Annotated in this window: 10 protein-coding genes and 1 pseudogene; 1 reads left to right on the forward strand and 10 read right to left on the reverse strand. The window is 71.1% G+C overall.

Features of this window, described 5'->3' with window-relative positions:
• The first annotated feature begins 6 nt into the window (after positions 1-6).
• Positions 7-1,482, forward strand: coding sequence for an MFS transporter (locus C7M71_RS17005; protein WP_111489524.1), 1,476 nt, complete (start codon positions 7-9; stop codon positions 1,480-1,482).
• Positions 1,483-1,551: 69 nt separating this feature from the next.
• On the opposite strand, the pseudogene C7M71_RS33235 reads toward C7M71_RS17005, so the two are convergent.
• From C7M71_RS33235 to C7M71_RS17055, 10 genes and pseudogenes are all read right to left on the reverse strand, one after another.
• Positions 1,552-1,731: pseudogene (locus C7M71_RS33235) on the reverse strand (phosphopantetheine-binding protein); the annotation flags it as partial.
• Complete coding sequence (locus C7M71_RS17015) at positions 1,728-5,486, reverse strand: non-ribosomal peptide synthetase (protein ID WP_162824284.1); 3,759 nt, start codon at positions 5,484-5,486, stop codon at positions 1,728-1,730. The pseudogene C7M71_RS33235 and the gene C7M71_RS17015, both read right to left, overlap by 4 nt.
• 67 nt (positions 5,487-5,553) lie before the next feature.
• The gene (locus tag C7M71_RS17020) at positions 5,554-6,732 is read right to left on the reverse strand and encodes an alanine racemase (protein WP_111489521.1); all 1,179 of its coding nucleotides are present in this window, start codon (positions 6,730-6,732) and stop codon (positions 5,554-5,556) included.
• The gene (locus C7M71_RS17025; RefSeq protein ID WP_162824285.1) at positions 6,722-9,796 is read right to left on the reverse strand and encodes an AMP-binding protein; all 3,075 of its coding nucleotides are present in this window, start codon (positions 9,794-9,796) and stop codon (positions 6,722-6,724) included. Before C7M71_RS17025 ends, C7M71_RS17020 begins: the two co-directional genes overlap by 11 nt.
• Before the next feature lie 5 nt (positions 9,797-9,801).
• Entirely contained in the window at positions 9,802-10,440 is a 639-nt protein-coding gene (locus tag C7M71_RS17030; protein ID WP_111489519.1) for an FMN-binding negative transcriptional regulator, read from the reverse strand.
• Positions 10,441-10,442: 2 nt separating this feature from the next.
• A complete protein-coding gene (locus C7M71_RS17035; RefSeq protein ID WP_111489518.1) occupies positions 10,443-11,588 on the reverse strand; it encodes an acyl-CoA dehydrogenase family protein in 1,146 nt (381 codons plus the stop codon).
• Positions 11,585-13,048: a class I adenylate-forming enzyme family protein gene (locus tag C7M71_RS17040; protein WP_111489517.1), complete on the reverse strand. Its 1,464-nt coding sequence runs from the start codon at positions 13,046-13,048 to the stop codon at positions 11,585-11,587. The genes C7M71_RS17035 and C7M71_RS17040 overlap by 4 nt, the downstream gene beginning before the upstream one ends.
• A complete protein-coding gene (locus C7M71_RS17045; RefSeq protein WP_111489516.1) occupies positions 13,045-13,557 on the reverse strand; it encodes a peroxiredoxin-like family protein in 513 nt (170 codons plus the stop codon). Before C7M71_RS17045 ends, C7M71_RS17040 begins: the two co-directional genes overlap by 4 nt.
• 43 nt (positions 13,558-13,600) lie before the next feature.
• Complete coding sequence (locus tag C7M71_RS17050; RefSeq protein ID WP_111489515.1) at positions 13,601-14,422, reverse strand: TauD/TfdA family dioxygenase; 822 nt, start codon at positions 14,420-14,422, stop codon at positions 13,601-13,603.
• A gap of 77 nt (positions 14,423-14,499) precedes the next feature.
• Positions 14,500-15,894, reverse strand: a complete 1,395-nt coding sequence (locus tag C7M71_RS17055) for an asparagine synthase C-terminal domain-containing protein (protein WP_111489514.1) — start codon at positions 15,892-15,894, stop codon at positions 14,500-14,502.
• Positions 15,895-15,919 lie beyond the last annotated feature (25 nt).

The raw sequence follows: 15,919 nt of genomic DNA on the forward strand, positions 1-15,919 counted from the left end.
ACCTCCATGACTCAGCACATCGACAGCGGCAGCGGTCTCGATGCCGCCGCCCCCTCCGCAGCCCCGACAGCAGCACCCCCGACAGCAGCGCCCCAGGCAGCGCAGCGGCTGACGCCCCGGGCCAGGCTGGTCCTCGTGGTGCTGTGCGCGGCCCAGTTCATGATCGCGCTCGACTTCTCGGTGCTCAACGTGGCGCTGCCCAAGCTCGGCCATGACCTCGGCATGAGCCCGTCGGCGCTCCAGTGGGCGGTCACCGCCTTTGCGCTGCCCTCGGGTGGGTTCCTGCTGCTCCTGGGCAGGGCCGGTGACCTGTTCGGGCGGCGCAGGCTCTTCCTGAGCGGGCTGGCGATCTTCGGCGCGGCCTCGCTGCTGGCCACCTTCGCCTGGAACCCCGCCGTCTTTCTCGCCGGGCGTGCTCTGCAAGGCGTCGGCGCCGCCGCCATCGTCCCGACGGGGATGTCCATCCTCACCACCACCTTCCCCGAGGGTCCGCAGCGCGACCGGGCGCTGGGCATCAACGGCACCCTGCTCTCCGTCGGCTTCACCGTCGGCACGGTGCTGGGCGGTGTCCTCACCGACATGCTGGGCTGGCGGTCCACGATGGGCCTGCTGGCGCTCTTCTCGCTAGTCGTCCTGCCGTTCGCGCCCGGCCTGATCGAGGAGTCCCGCCAGGCCAGGCGGCCCCGCCTGGACCTGCCCGGGGCCGCCACCGTCACCGCCGGACTGCTGGCCCTGATCTACTCCCTGTCGACGGCCGCCGACCGGGGCTTCGGCGGCGCCGATGTGATCGCCACCCTGGTGGCGGGCGTGCTGCTGCTGGTCGCCTTCGTCGCGGTGGAGGCCAGGACGGCTGAGCCGCTGGTCTCCCTGGCGATGCTGAAGCGCCGCACCGTGGCCTGGGGCAACCTCGGCGGCCTGGTCACCTTCGCGATGATGAGCACCGTCGTCTTCGCCATGACCCTGTACCTCCAGGAGGTGCTGGACCTCTCGCCGCTCCAGACGGGCCTGGTCTTCGGCGTGCAGGGCACGGCGGCGGCGCTGTCGGGCGGGTTCGTGCCGAGGCTGATCGGACGCTTCGGTGCCCATCGCGCCCTGGTCGGCTTCCTGCTGGGCCAGGGACTCTTTGTCGCCGCGCTGCTGGGCATCGGCTCCAGCGACCGCAGCGTCTGGCTGGTCACCCCCGCCATCTCGCTGGCCTGCGTCTGCAACCTGGGCGGCATCATCGCGTACGGCCTGACGGTGACCGGTGGCATTCCGCACGACCAGCAGGGCCTGGCGACCGGTCTGGTCACCTCAAGCCAGCAGGTCGGCATCACCATCGGCATCCCGCTGCTCGGCGTTGTGGCCACCACGACCCAGGACCGCCTCTCCGGCGTGCACACGGTGCTGGCGATCGACGCCGCCGTCACCCTGGTCACGGGCGTCCTGGTGGCCATCGGCCTGCACGGCTCCCGCAACACGACCGGCGCCGCCCGCGACTGACCGGACATCAAACCCGGCGATCCGGGTGATCTCCGCCTCCAGCCGTATGACCGTCAGCGGCGCGGAGAAGAGAGCCTCCATATCGAAATCGATATCGAATATCTCTTCGAGCATGGACAGGATCTGGATCAATGACGCCGAATTGACGCCGGCGCCGATCAGATCCTGGCCATGTTCGGACGGGGACAGCAGATACCCCCGGGACGCCAACTCCTCCAAGACGGCGGCGCGCACACGCGATTCAGTCATCGCCTCATCCCTTCGATCGCCTTTCTCACCCGGTGTGCGTTGCCACCCTCGAACACACCGAAATGCCCGCCCGCCAACAGCACCACCTGCTCCACCCGGCCGATCCGGCCCCAGGCGCCCGGGTCCCGCTCTGCCGGGTCGTCGCCCGCCCGGAGTTCCACGACGGGAAGATCGCAGGGTTCCGGCGCCCAGGCGCGCAGCAGCGCCATGTTCTGCCGATACACATCGAACCTGCTGCCGAGCGTCGGATCGGTGGACAGCTGCTCCACCTCGACGGCCACCCCGCTGGTCTCCAGGATGTCCCTGACGAATCCGTCCGCCGCCGGAGCGGCGGCGTCGTCGCCGCAGCCACGGGAGCCGGCGGAGACCGGGGTGTCGACCACCACCACGCGCGCCACCGGCACGCCGCAGACCCGGGCGGCTTCGAAGGCCAGGGCGCCCCCGAACGACCAGCCGCCGAAGACCAGGGGGACGACGTCACCCAGGGCCTCCGGAGGCAACTCCTGAAGGCAGCTGCGGGCGAGTCCGGTCAGGGTGGACCGTCCGTCGGCGAACCCGGCCGGCGGTCCGTCGAAGCCGACGACATGCACATCGACGTCGGCGGCCAGTTCCCGGATCAGGCCGGAGTAGCAGGAGACGCCGCCTCCCACCGGCGGAAGGAGGACCAGCCGCAGCCGGGGGTCGGCGCAGGGGCGCGGCCTGAACGTCCAGATGCCGGAACTCTCCGCAGGGCGTGCCCGTCGGCAGAGCGACACCAGGCCCGACCACGTCGGATCCGCCATGAAGTCCCCGAACGGCACATGGTAGCCATGCCTGCCGCGCAGCAGGGAGAGCATCCGAATCGCGTCATAGGACCCGCCGCCCGCCTCGAAGAAGGTGCCGTGCCCCGGGGGTTCGCCCAGCGCCTCCTGCCAGCACCTCGCCACCTCGTGACCATGCAGCCCGTGCCGCTGCGGTTCGGTCGCCGCGCCGGTCGCCGCGCCGGTCGCCGCGTCGGTGGGCGCATCGCCGAGCGGGAGCGCCGTCAGCTGCCGGCGGTCCACCTTGCCGTTGCCGGTCAAGGGGATCTCGTCCAGCGCGATGAGGGCTTCCGGAACCATGTACTGCGGCACGGCGTCCCTGAGCGTCGCATACGCCTCCTGCCGCCAGCCGCTCGGTGCGTCCGGAGCGAGGCTGACATAGGCGATGGCCCGTCTGCGGCGACCGTCGCCTCGGACGCAGGCAGCGCAGCGGCGGATGGCGTCCGACTTCTCCAGGAGGTTCTCGATCTCCCCGAGTTCCACGCGGTGCCCGTTCAGCTTGACCTGGGTGTCGGTGCGCCCGAGGAACTCGACGACGCCGTCGGGATGACGACGGCCGCGGTCCCCGGTGCGGTAGATCCAGCCGAGTTCGGGATCGTCGAAGAACGCCGCCGCGGTCTTCGCCGGGTCGTTCAGATAGCCGTCGGCCACTCCTGACCCGGCGATATGGAGCTCGCCGATTTGCCAGTCCGGGCAGACGCGCCGCTCGGCGTCGAGCACGAGCACGTCCTGACCGGCCAGGGCCTTGCCGTAGGGGATGGATCGGCCGCCGCAGTCCGCCTCGCCGACCCGGTGGTGGATGGACCAGATCGAGCCCTCCGTCGCGCCGCCCAGGCTGATGACCTCTGCGGCGGGTGCCATGGCCTTCAGCGCCCCCGGAAGCGTCAAGGGAATCCAGTCGCCGCTCAGCAGAAAGGCCCGAATCGAGGGCGTGGCGGCCCCCTCCTCCGTCAGAAGCGAGGCCAGCGCCGGAGCCGAGTTCCAGATCGTGACGCGGTGCCTCGCGATGGCCTCGGCCCAGACGGCAGGGGCTCTGGCGCTCTGGTCCGAGAGCATCACTACGGATCCGCCGCGAAGCAGGGGACCGAAGATGTCGTAGACGGAGAGGTCGAAGCCGATCGAGGAGACCGAGAGCACGCAGTCCGACGCCTCGATGCCGAGCTGGTCGTTCACCGCGTCGAGGGTGTTGACGATCGCCGCATGCGAGATGACGACCCCCTTGGGCTCCCCGGTCGAACCCGAGGTGAAGATGGCATAGGCGGTGGGATTCCGACCCGGGCCGGACCGCCGTCCACGATGCCCGGACGCCACCGTCGGCAGCGGCAGGGGCGTCGGCAGCGGCACGGGCTCCACCCCGCGCTGTACCCAGCGGCCGTCTGCCGGGGGCTCCCCGCCGGTGATCGCAAACCGGACACCGCCGCGCCGCGCGATTGCGTCAAGGCGTCCGTCCGGCGTGCCATGGTCCAGCGGGATGTAGACGCAGTCGGCGAGCAGGCTCCCGAGTACGGCGATCACCTGTCCCCGGCCCCGGGGCAGGTGGACGGCGACCCGGTCGCCGGACCGCGCACCGGCGTCGAGCAGCAGGCCCGCGACCGTGTGCGCCTGCTCGACCAGCTCGGCGTAGCTCAGGGTGCCGTGTGCGTCGTGCACGGCGGGGGAGTTGGGCGTCCCGGCGGCGGTCCGCAGCACCCGGCCGTGCAGCGTCTCGGCAGCGGCGGCGCTGCGGCGCGGCTTCACCGGCGACGGGCCGGGGGTGCGCTGCGGGACGCGGGTCCAGGTGTCGTCGGACTCGGCGAGTTCCCTGACGAAGGCCGCGTACCGGTCCACGAAGTCGGCCATGAACCCCGCGTCGAATGCGTCGGTCCGCCAGTCGAAACCCAACCGGACACCGCCGTCTGCCTCCATGACCACCTGATGGTCGATCAGCACCTGCGGCACCCGCAGCCGGACCTCGTCCCAGCGCCGCCGGAGCCCGTGCCACGCCTCGCGCAGGCCGTCGACCTCCAGGGCCGTGAAGGCATAGGGATGGGGCAGCCGACGCAGGTCGCCGTTGGGATCGCCGAGCCGCGCGATCTCCGCGCCGCCGAGTGACCCGTGCATCGCCTGGCTGAGACAGCGGCTCTGGACGGTCCGGGCGATGTCGAGCAGGCTCTGCCCGGTCGTCGCCGGGATCTCCAGCGGCATGGTGCTGCCGTGATTGCCGAGGGTGTCAGGGGTCGGGAGCTGGGTACGCCGCGAATGCAGCACCGTGACGGTGTGGGCGACCCCGCCGCCGAGCCGCCCGAGGATGGCGCCGTAGGCCGTGAGATAGACCGCCGAGGGGGTGAGGCCATGGCGGCTCGCCAGCCGGACGACCGCTGCCGCCACGGGGGCGTCGACGGTCACCATGCGGTGGGTCATCTCCGGGCCCGCGTGGCGCCAGTCGGGGCGCAGCGGCAGCTCCGCAGGGTCGGGAAGCGCTGCGGCCCTCGCGCGCCAGAACCGTCGGTCGCGCTCGGAGCGGTCACGCCCGGCACTGCGGGGACATCGGTCCTCGGCGGTTCGGTTTTCGCCGTCGTCCCGGTCGGAGACCAACTCGGCGAGGAACAGGTCGAGTGACGCCGCGTCCATCAGCCAGAGGGCATAGACGAGGTGCAGTCGCGCCCGGCGGTCGGACCGCACCACGACGACCTTGACCTGCTGCCATCCGTCGAATGCGAACTCCTCGGCGGAGAGCGCGCGGCGGACCGCGTCATTGGCCCCCGGAAAGTCGGCGTCGGGGACCCGGCGGATGTCGGCCCGGACCTCCGCCGCCGTGTCGCCGGGCATGGTGGAGAGCGACAGATCGGCGCCCACGCGGGTGCGCAGGATGCCGTTGGCGCGCACCAACCGCCTCAGCCGGTCGCCGATACCGGGAACGCGCGCCGGGCTGAGGTCGCACCCCAGGTAGTAGCGCGCGGGTCCGCGGAGCTCCATGCCGTCCTGGTCCCCGACGAGGTAGGCACGTTGGATCGGGCTCAGTGACGCAAGGGTGTCTCGCATGTCAGAAGACGACCTCTCTGACCTGGTCGCGACTCAGGAATCCGCCGGGACTGAACGTCGGCCCATAGGCACCCATGCCGGAGAAGACCAGCGTGTCGCCGACCGCCACCGCAGGCAGCAGAACGTCCTCGGCGAGCACATCCAGCTGTGAGCAGAGGGGACCGGTCACGGTGGTCCGGCTGGTGACGTCCGGACTGCCTGGATTCACCACCCGGACCGAGGGCTCGCCCCGGCCGGCGCCCGCCACCAGGCGGCTGGCAATGAGCACATGGTTCATCCCGGCGTCGACCAGGACGTATCTCCGGTCGCCGATGGTCTTGGTGTCCAGCACGGTGGTCAGCAGGCTGCCGGCCGGTCCGGCGATGGCCCGGCCGTACTCGCAGACCACGGTGGCCGAGCCGCCGATCCCCGGCCCACCCGGAGTGAGGCCGGCGGCCTTGAGCCCCTCCCAGTCCACGGGAGGATCGGCATCACACCACGGCATGGCGATGCCGCCGCCGATCGCAAGGAACTCGAAGGCCAGCCCGAACCGGGTCGACAGCGCCTGGGCCCGTTCCAGTGCCGCCCTCCGCGCTGCGGCGATGACACCGGCGTCGGAGTACTGCGAGCCCCAGAACATGTGCAGCCCGATGAGCGACAGGGGCGAAGCGGCGAGGATGCGTACGACCTCGGCGAAGACCTCCGTCGACAGACCGAACTGGTTTGGTGACGTCGGAGCGTCGGCGCTCTTGCCCGGGTAGGGCGTGTTCAGCCGGACGACGGCCCGCCCGGCGACCCCGAGTTCGGTCGCCACCTTCGCGAAGAGGCGGGACTGCCCCGGCGACTCGATTGTCACCGCGACCCCCGCCGCCAGCGCGGCAACCGCTTCCTGGTGCGTCTTGGCCGGGCCGGTGAAGAGCACCCTCTCCGGCGGCATTCCGGCGTTCAGCGCGGTCTCCATCTCCGCCAATGAGCAGACGTCGAATCCGTCCACCAGCGTGGACAGAAAGCCCGCGACCCCGACATGCGGATTTGCCTTCAGCGAGTAGTAGATGTCCGCGTCCGGAACCGAAGCCGCGCGTACCCGTCGGACGGCCTCGCGCATGGCCTGCCTGCTGTACACGTACAGCGGTGTGCCACCGGCCCGGTGCACAAGGAGAGCGGCCTCGCGATCGGTGAGCGGGGAGACCTCATTCCGCATTCAAGGTCCTTCCTGCCGAGGACAGCGCCGCGAGAACGTGTGCATGGATCCGGTCGATCACTCCGGTCCCGTCCCCGGCGATTCCCCGCCTGTAGTAGTAGGTCAGCGCCATCTCCGAGCCCGACATGTGCAGTTCGCCCTGCACCTGGTAGCGCAGCGTCCGGCCCAGCGCCCGTGGCTGCCAACTGCCGAGGTCACGGACCCGTAGGCCGCGCTCCTTGGGGTGCTGGTTGAAGAGCACGGTCGTCAGCGGAAAGCAGTCCGATCCGGCCAGCCCGAGTTCCCCGACCCGCTGGTCGAACTCCCATGAGCTTCTTGCAGCTCCCTGGTCCAACTGACGGGCGAACTCCCGCGCGTTGTCCGGCAGTGAGGCCGATCCGCCGCCTCGGACGATGAGTTGGCTCATGAACATGCCCGCGGTCGCGTTCCGTACGCCCTCGCGTATCTGCACGGGCACGACGATCGTCAGCGGGCGCAGTCCGAACGTCCTGGAGACGGCCAGATCGAAGGCGGCCAGCACGACCGAGAAGACCGAGACACCGGCCGCCGCCGCGAGCCGTCGGGCCTCCCTGGACCGTCCGACCCCGAACGGCCGTGACAGCAGCTCCCCGCTGCGGGCGTCGTCGCTGACCGCCTCCGGCAGCTCGATCTGCTCCGCACCGCGCAGCAAGGCCCGCCAGTACTCGGCATCGGGCGTCGGCGTCTCCGAGGTGCGCCGGGTCGCCAGGCAGTAGCTGCGGTAGCCCTGCCGTGGGGGTCCGCTGCCGATCCGCTGCCCCAGCAGCGCCGAGCGGACCTCGCCGGCGATCAGATCCATGCTCAGACCGTCGGCGAACAGGTGGTGTGCGACCAGGAGGACGGAACTCCGGCCGCCGGACCGGACCACCGCCACCCTCAGCGGAGGAGCGGCGGTGGGGTCGATCGGAGGCGACACGGCCCGCGCCCGTGCCTCCTGGACCCGGGCGCGGTACTCGGCATCGGTCTCGCTCCCCGCATCGGACGCCTCGTGGACCGTGATCGGGTACCGCAGGTCGGCGGCGCCCGAGTGGATCAGCTGCGACCAGTCCGCCGAAAGCGAGAGCCTGAGCGCGTCATGGCGCGCGACCAGCCCATCGACCGCCGCCGCCACCTCGGCCGCCGTCACCACCCGCTCGATCCGGATCTCGCGGGAGAGGTTGCACCAGTTGGCGTTGCCGTCCGCCATACAGGTCGCCATATAGGCCACCTGACGGGTCGACAGGGGATAGGCGGCACGTCCGCCGGTGGTGTCCTCCTGGCGGTCGCCGGGGGGCGCGGCCGAGGGCGCGGCGGGCCTGCCGGTCCGCTCGATCGCCAGCGCAAGCGAGGCCACATCGCGGTGTTCGAAGCAGTCCCGGGCCGAGAGGCTCAGCCCGAAGCGCCGGTTGACCCCCAGCACAAACTCCGTCATGTCCAGCGATGAGACGCCCGCGTCGACAAAGGAGGTCGAGGCCGCGACCCCGGCACCGAGACCGAGCAGCCCCAGCAGGACCTCCGCAGTACCGGCGTCCCGGCCCACCGAGGCTGCGTCGACCGTCGGAGAGTCCTCGATGGACGCGGTGAGAGCGACCCGGTCGACCTTTCCGCTGCGCAGCAGCGGCAGCTCCCGGCGCAGGTGCACGGTCGGCCGGGGCAGCCCCAGACGCCGGGCGACACCGCGGATCCGCTCGCGTAACCGCTCCTCGCGGTCCGGCGCGAGTTCCGCCACGGTGGCAAAGGCATGCGGAAGGCCCTGCCTGCCGACGACGATGCACTGATCCACCTCGGGGAGGTCTTCGACCAGATCCGCGAACCGGTGGAATGAGACGCGTCTGCCGGAGACCTTGAGGTCGTTTCCCAGTCGGCCGACGATCACCAGCTCACCGTGGTCCGTCCAGCAGCCGAGGTCGCCGGTCCGCAGCTCGGGAGCCATCGGGTCGACCTGGAACGTTCCCGGCTCCGGCCCGGGACCGCCGGTGAGCATCCCCAGCGCCGGCGCCGATGAGCCGATCACCACCTCGCCATGCCCCTCGCCATCGGCCCGGTCGATCGCCACCGACACGCCGGGGCGGGGCCGCCCGACCGGGATGCCCTGCGACCGGCCGCCGCTCCCGGGGCGTACCCCGCGCCGGTAGAGCTGCGCCAAGGTCCCCTCGGTCATCCCATACAGATTGACGAACTCGGCGTCGGGGGCGATCTCGGCCCACTGCTCGACCACCCGTGAGGAGAGCACCTCACCCGCGAAGAACCCCAGCCGAAGCCGGTCCAGCCGGATGGACTCGGCGCGCAGCACCTCTGCGATCCGCCGCGCGAGGGAGGGGACGAGGAAGGCGATCGTCGCCTTGCTCCCGATGAAGTGCCTCCGCAGTGCACGCAGGTCGAGCTGGGCGTCGACCTCGGGCAGGCAGAGCCTGCCGCCGACCACCAGCACGCTCAGGAGTTCGCGCAGCGAGGGGTCGAAGTTCACCCGGGTGACGGCCGCGCATATGTCCTGGTCGTCAAGGGTGAACTCGCCCACGAACCACGACAGGAAGGCGTGCAGCCCGGTCCGGCTGCCCACGATCGCCTTGGCCGCCCCGGTCGACCCGGACGTCGGGATGAGGTAGCCGGCGTCCTGCTCCGAGTAGCGCCAAGCGGTCCCGGACCTCCTGCCGGCCGAGGTGTCCAGGATGACCCGGCCGGTCGCGGCGTCCAGCACCACCTCATCGGCGGCACCGGCTCCCTGGTAGTGCGCCACCGTGGAGAGGTCGCTGGTCAGGATGGTCGACGGCCGTGCGGCGCGCTCGGCCCAGGCGTACTGGTCGGCCGTCATCCCGGCGTCCACCGGCACCGGGACGGCTCCGCAGCGAAGGGTGGCCAGCAGCCCCACCACATAGGCGGGGCAGAGCGGACCGAGCAGCAGCACATGGGTCCGGGGCGCTCCCCTCGCCACCAGCAGCCGCGCGAGTGCGTCGACCGCCGAGTCGAGCAGGGCGTAGGTCAGCTCATGGCGGCACCATTCGACGGCGGTGCGGTCGGTCGGGTCCAGGTCGAGCAGCAGCCCGAGGGCATCCTGGTCCCGCGTCACGGCGGTCATTCGGCTGGGGCGGTCGGGGGCCGCAGGACCAGCTTCGCCAGCTCCTGGCGGGCGGCGACATCACTGGCATCCAGCGCTGCCGACAGGCTCTCCATACCGCCCTTGCCCTGGTTCAACCGGAAGCACGAGGTGAACCGGAGGTCGCGCAGCCGGAAGCCCACGATATTTTGGAGGTATCCATCGGTCAGGTGCTCCGGTATCTCCCCGAGGGACCAGGTCGATCCCTCGACGGTCCGCCGCTGCAATCGGTCGATCAGCACCTCCACATCCGCGCGGGTCCGGTCGCCGTCGCTGAGTTCAAGTCGGCCGGAGATCTCCACGGCGCAGTACAGCCAGGTCGGAATGCGGCTGCGGGTCCCGAACCACTCCGCGGGGACGTAGGTGTCCGGCCCGAGCACGGTGATCGTGGCCGGCGCCCCTGCACCGAACGCAGCCGCCAGGTCGTTCGCACGGGCGACATGACCGGCGACAAACGGCGTGGTGGTGTGGGTGCCGTCGGTGCCGCGCAGATCGACGGGGAGCGGCGATGTGTACACCGTGCCCGCGAGATATGTCGCGAGCACGCCGAACGATCGCGCCCGCACGAAGTCATACACGGCGGTCAACGGCAGGCTGAAGTGGTCTCTGGTGTACATGCTCAGTCCTTGTCCCTTGACTCCGGGTCCAGCAGCTCCAGGCCGATGCCCTCGCGTGACCCGCGCTGCGGCGGATGGAATGCGATTGCGTTCAGCCCACCGGCGAGTGCGGTGTAGAAGCCGGTACCGGCGAAGGAGCCGCCGCCCGCCGCCCGCAGCAGCCGGCCGCCGAGGGCGCTCACCTCGTCCTCGACCTGGTCTCGTGCCTGTACCGCCAGGTTGAGTTGCTCGCGTACCGGCCTGCGATCGTCGACCGCGCGCGCCGCGTCCACCAGGACGGCCGCCAGTCGGCGGAGCCGCGCCACCGCCGTGGTCCAACCGCGCGAGTCGGCCCGCCGGGCCGGTGCGGTGGCCTCCGCCAGGCAGCGGGCGATGCCCAGGTACGAGGCGCTGATCAGCAGTTGGAACCACGCATAGCAGTCGGAGGCGAAGCGCAGCCCGGTCTCCCCCCGAAGCGGGAAGACATGGTCGCCCCGGACGCGCACGCCCGACAGGCGGACGGCGTGGCTCTGGGCCGCGAGAAAGACCGGGCTCCGCCAGAACGGCTCGCGCTGCACACCGTCCGCACCGGCTTCGACAAACGCCTGGGCATACCCTTCGGGGGAGCCGTCCGGCGCCCGCAGCTCGACCATCAGGGAGAGCATGTCCATGCTGGTGGAGAGGCTGCACGGCCGCTTCAGCCCGGTGACGAGATAGGCATCGGCGTCACGGACCGCCCAGCTCCCGAGGGTTCGCAGATCCCGGCCGGGAGTGGACTCCGCACCACCGGAGGCGATCAGCTTGGACCCCTGCGCGATGTCCTTGAGGACCACCTGGGCATGGGCGACACCGGCCGCCGCGACATTGCCCAGCGCGGCGATCTTGTAGTGGTGCATCGTGGTCGCAATCGCCACCGACGGCGCCATCGCGCCCAGCGCAAGCTGGAAGCGCACGGCGTCCGACGCCGACACTCCGGCTCCTCCGCACTGCGCCGGGATGAGCATCGCCGTGGCGCGGGTGGCCTTCAGAGCGGCGAGCGCGCTCTCGGGGTTCTCCTCGTGCTCGGCGGCCGACTTGATCGCCAGCCTGGCGAAGAGCCCGCTCGCCACACCGTCGAGCCCGGCCCGGACGTCGGCGGCAACCCCACCCTCGATCAGATGACCCGTCATGTGACCGCCGCCTCACCGCTGTCCATGAGCCGCTTCACGGCCGCGTAGTCGATCTTCCCTAGCGGTGTACGCGGGAGCGCCGTCGTGGTCTGGTACCGCTGCGGCAGCTGGTAGGAGAGCAGCCTCCCGCTGAGCTGCCTCTTCACGGTGCCCAGCTCAAATGCGCCGTCCGCGACGACCAGGGCGGCGATCCGCTCGGTGCTCTCGGCGTCCGGGGTGCCGACCACTGCGGCCTCCACCACCCCGGCGCACTCCCGTAGCGCGGCCTCGACCTCCAGCGGTCCGACCTTGTTCCCGGCGACATTGACAAAGCCCGACTGGCGCCCGCGGATGTACCACCCCTCGGCATCCGCCTGGATGACATCACGCGTCCTGAGCCAGCCGTCCTCGAACATCTCCGCGTCGGCGGCGGGATCGCGGTAGTACCCACGGGCGAGCGCAGGCCCCCGGACGTACAGCTCATACAGGGGCTCCTGCCCGGCGCCGCGCACCGGCACGGGCTCCAGGCGCCACTCCACCCCGGCGATGGGCTTGCCGATGGAGCCGTTGCCGGCATACGCCTTGTCAAAGCAGATCACGGCGATCTCCGAGAGGCCGTACACCTGCCGGAGCGGCAACCCGTACCGCTCCAGGAACCGCTGCTGGGTGGCCACCGCCAGGGGCGCGCTCCCCGAGATGGCCAACCGGAGCGTGCGCAGTGCCGTCGGCGGCACCCCCCGTGCCGCAGTGAGCATCTGGTACATCACCGGCAGGCCGCTCATCACCGTGACGCCATGGGTCCGGATGTGCCGAGCCAGCCCCCGCGCCGTCAACTGCCCGCCCCGCGCGAAGACCACCGTGCCACCCGTCAGGAGCGTGGGCAGGGTCAGCACGTCGATGCCGTGGCAGTGCGCCAGCGGCAGCGCGCAGAGCACCACATCGGCGGGGCTCAGGTTTAGCTCACCGCCCCAGAGGCGGACCCTCGCCATGATCGCTGCCTGGCTCATGACGATGCCTTTGGGGACACCCGTCGAACCGGAGGTGCAGTGCACCACGGAGTCGTCGTGCGCATAGCCGGTCAGCGCCCGGCTCCGGTGCAGGCTCGCCTCGCCGACCGGCGACCACGCGAACGCCCCCGGGCGGGCAGGTGGCGCCTGGTCCACGGCCACCCGGCCCAGGTCGAACCTGGCGGCGCTGTGCTCCAGCTCCTGCGCGGAGAGTCGGCTGTCCAGCAGGACCGTCACCGTGCCGAGCCTTGCGGCGGCAAGGTAGAGGGAGAGGAAAGCGAAGGGGTCGTCCACCGCCAGCCCCAGCACATCACCGGGGACCAAGTCCGCCGCCAGCCGGTCGGCCGCGGCGTCGACCGCCCCGAGCAGCGCCTGGTACGACGAGGCGGTCCCGTCGTAGCCGATCACCGCCGACGCGCTCGGCGTGCCCTGAGCGACGGCCCGGAACGCGGCGTACAGCTCGCCGGCGCTCACACCTCACCCCGAGCCGGGTAGTCGTTGTCATTGACCCAGCGGATGGTCTCCACGACCTCGTCCAGGTGCGGCCGTAGGAACGGCATGCTGGTGAGCACAGCCGCGTACAAGGTGCCGTCGGGGCGGACGACGAACACACCGGGCTCACTGAACTCGTTGGGCTGGCCCTCCTTGATGGCCTTGGAGATGTACAGGCCCCACTCACGCATCGACGCGAGGCTGAGCCCATAGCCGAGGGGGACCCGGCTCAGGTCCCACTCCTCCACCGCCCGCCTGGCGCGGCCCTCGTCGTCCCCGCTCACCGCCACCACCGATGTCACACCGACCTCGGCGAACGCATCGACCAGGCCGTCCAGCTCCGTCACATGGGCCCGGCACATCGGGCAGTGGACGCCCCGGTAGAAGACGACCAGGCTGAAGCGATCGGGGCGCTGCTCCGCGAGCACCCAGCGGCCACCGCCGACCAGCGCGACGTCAAGGGACGGCACCGGCTGCCGCGGCTTGAGCATATGAGGCTCCTGTTCGAAGGGGGGCGGAGGTCATCGGAGGTCATCAGAGTGTGATCTGGCCTCGGAAGAGCACCCTGGTACCGCCCTCGCCGATCGCGGTGCGGCCGTGCAGCGTGCGCTGGTTGTCGATGACCATCAGGTCACCCACGCTCCATCGGTGCTGGTACGTGAAGCGCGGCCCGCGCAGATAGGCGTCGAGTTCGGCGAGGAAGCGGTCCGACTCCTCGGCGGCGAGCCCGGGTACCCGTACCTGCCAGCCGCGCGGCACGGTGTCGGCGGGAAAGTCCAGCGCCAGGTTGAGGGACCGCACGCGACCGTAGTCCCGCACCGAGGCGACGGGATACCAGCCCTCGGGGACGTTCGGGAAGTAGCCGCGCTCCTCGACGAGGTATTCCAGCGCCTCGGCACGGTCCAGCGTGTCGCGCAGCCGGGCCGGCATCTCGCCCCAGGCGCTCAGCTGGTCGCAGACGGAGGTCTCGCCGGAGCCGGGCGCATCCGAGAAGTCGTGGGCATACAGGATGATCAGATCGGTGCGTTCGCCGACCAGCAGCCCGTCCGTGTGGAGGGGCAGCATGCCGCGCCCGGTCACGACCTTGCCGTCGTCGTGGGAGGCGTTGAGCCTGAGCAGATCGGCCCGGCCCTCGCCGAACTTGTGGTCGACCGTCCTACCCATGGCGTGGACCAGGCGCTGGAACCGCTGCTCGTCCAGGTCGACCCCCTTGACCAGGACGCATCCGCTCCGAAGGGCGGCGGTGCGGATCTCCCCGCCGAGGTCGGCCAGGTCGGTGCTCTCGGCGCTCCCGGCGAGGGAAATCATGGTGCCCATGCCGGATTCCGTCAGCGGGCTGGAAACCACGGTGGTCATGTGATGGGTACTCCTTGATCGATACGGTCGGCCGGGAGAGCCCGGGAGAGCCGGGTAGGCAGGCGCGTGAGCGGCGGCTACCGCGCGCGGACCCGCCGCACGGCACGCTCGAAGAGCAGCCACGGATCCGTGGGCTCCAACTCCCCTTCGGCGGCCCGGTCCAGAAGCTCGGCGAAGCAGGCCCGGTACAGCAGCTCCCGCCTCGGGGTGCCGGTCTCCTTCTCCAGACGGCTCATCACACCCCGCTGCAAGCCGCCGCCGTGATGGACGGCGATCTTCCTCCGCCAGGCGATCGGCTCGGGGAGCCGGGCCGCCATCGCGGTGCGCAGGTGGTACTTCTCCCGCCCGCCCCGGACCTTGCACTCGGGGGCGGTCTCAAGCGCGGTACGTATCACCGGCCAGGACCAGAAGGGGTGATGGGTCGCCGTGCCGTACGCCAGCGGCATGCGGTTGGACAGTTCACCGGTCAGCCGGGTGCGGTCCACCGAGGCCAGGACCTGGTCGATCAGGTCGTCCCCGTGCTCGAAGGGGCGGTAGAGCCCGGCATTGATCAGATCGCTGCCGTACCCGGTCAGCAGGACCCTGTCGGTCGGAACCGCGCCCAGCCGCTGCACGGAGGTGGCCGTCAGGGTGACCTCCACGACCTCGGGATCGGCGGCGCCCAGCCACCGGACCGCCTCCGGGATGGAGGCGATGATCTCGTCCTCGGACAGATGGACGGGGTGCAGGCCGATGCCCAGCTCCGCGCAGAGTTCGGCCGCGTCGTCCAGTTCGTCACCCCAGGGCGTTCCCACGCTGTAGGGGGTGACCGGTAACCCGCCGGTCGCCGCGAGATAGGTCACGGTGCCGGAGTCGATGCCGCCGGACAGCAGCGTCGCATAGCCGGTACCGTCCGGGGCGGCGGCGTGGATGCGGGCGATCTCTGTGGCCAGCGCTTCGAGTTGGGCTTCCCCTGCGGCCAGCGGATCGGCGCGGTGCGGCATACGGAAGTCGCCCAGCGGATCGTGCTCGTCCGCCGTGTCCGCGAGCCAGCCGCCGCCGCTTCGGCGGATCCGCGAGACGGTGCTGTGGCGCAGCCGCTCCACCGCCCGCAGCAGTGTGCCGCGCTGATGCGCCGGAGCGTCCCCGGCCGCCTCGACGGCCAGCCCGAGGGCGGGCAGCACCAGTGGGGCCAGCAGCAGGTCGGTGAAGTACGCGAACCGGCCCCGTAGCCGGTTGGCCGCGTAGTAGACCGGATCCTCATTGAGAGCCGAGATCCGCACGGTGACCGCGTCCGCATCGATATGCAGCGTCGACCCGGGGGCGTCGGCCGGTCCGTCCGGATGTGCCCGCAGGGTGCGCACATCCAGGACGATGGGCAGGTCGTCGGGCAGGGCGGTCCCCTCGGGACCTCGGTAGTACACCCGCAGGTCGCCCAACTCGGCATGCTGGGCAAGCGAGGCCAGCTCCATGACAGGGGCGTTGCTGACCACGCACCATCTGCTCCGGGGCGCCACG

Origin of the sequence: Peterkaempfera bronchialis (genome assembly GCF_003258605.2) — a bacterium.
In the GTDB taxonomy this organism is placed as follows: domain Bacteria; phylum Actinomycetota; class Actinomycetes; order Streptomycetales; family Streptomycetaceae; genus Peterkaempfera; species Peterkaempfera bronchialis.

Coding starts and splice junctions, on each gene's coding strand:
- C7M71_RS17005 (WP_111489524.1), top strand. CDS start 7: ATGACTCAGCACATCGACAGCGGCAGCGGTCTCGATGCCGCCGCCCCC.
- C7M71_RS17015 (WP_162824284.1), bottom strand. CDS start 5,486: ATGGAGCTCCGCGGACCCGCGCGCTACTACCTGGGGTGCGACCTCAGC.
- C7M71_RS17020 (WP_111489521.1), bottom strand. CDS start 6,732: ATGCGGAATGAGGTCTCCCCGCTCACCGATCGCGAGGCCGCTCTCCTT.
- C7M71_RS17030 (WP_111489519.1), bottom strand. CDS start 10,440: ATGTACACCAGAGACCACTTCAGCCTGCCGTTGACCGCCGTGTATGAC.
- C7M71_RS17035 (WP_111489518.1), bottom strand. CDS start 11,588: ATGACGGGTCATCTGATCGAGGGTGGGGTTGCCGCCGACGTCCGGGCC.
- C7M71_RS17045 (WP_111489516.1), bottom strand. CDS start 13,557: ATGCTCAAGCCGCGGCAGCCGGTGCCGTCCCTTGACGTCGCGCTGGTC.
- C7M71_RS17050 (WP_111489515.1), bottom strand. CDS start 14,422: ATGACCACCGTGGTTTCCAGCCCGCTGACGGAATCCGGCATGGGCACC.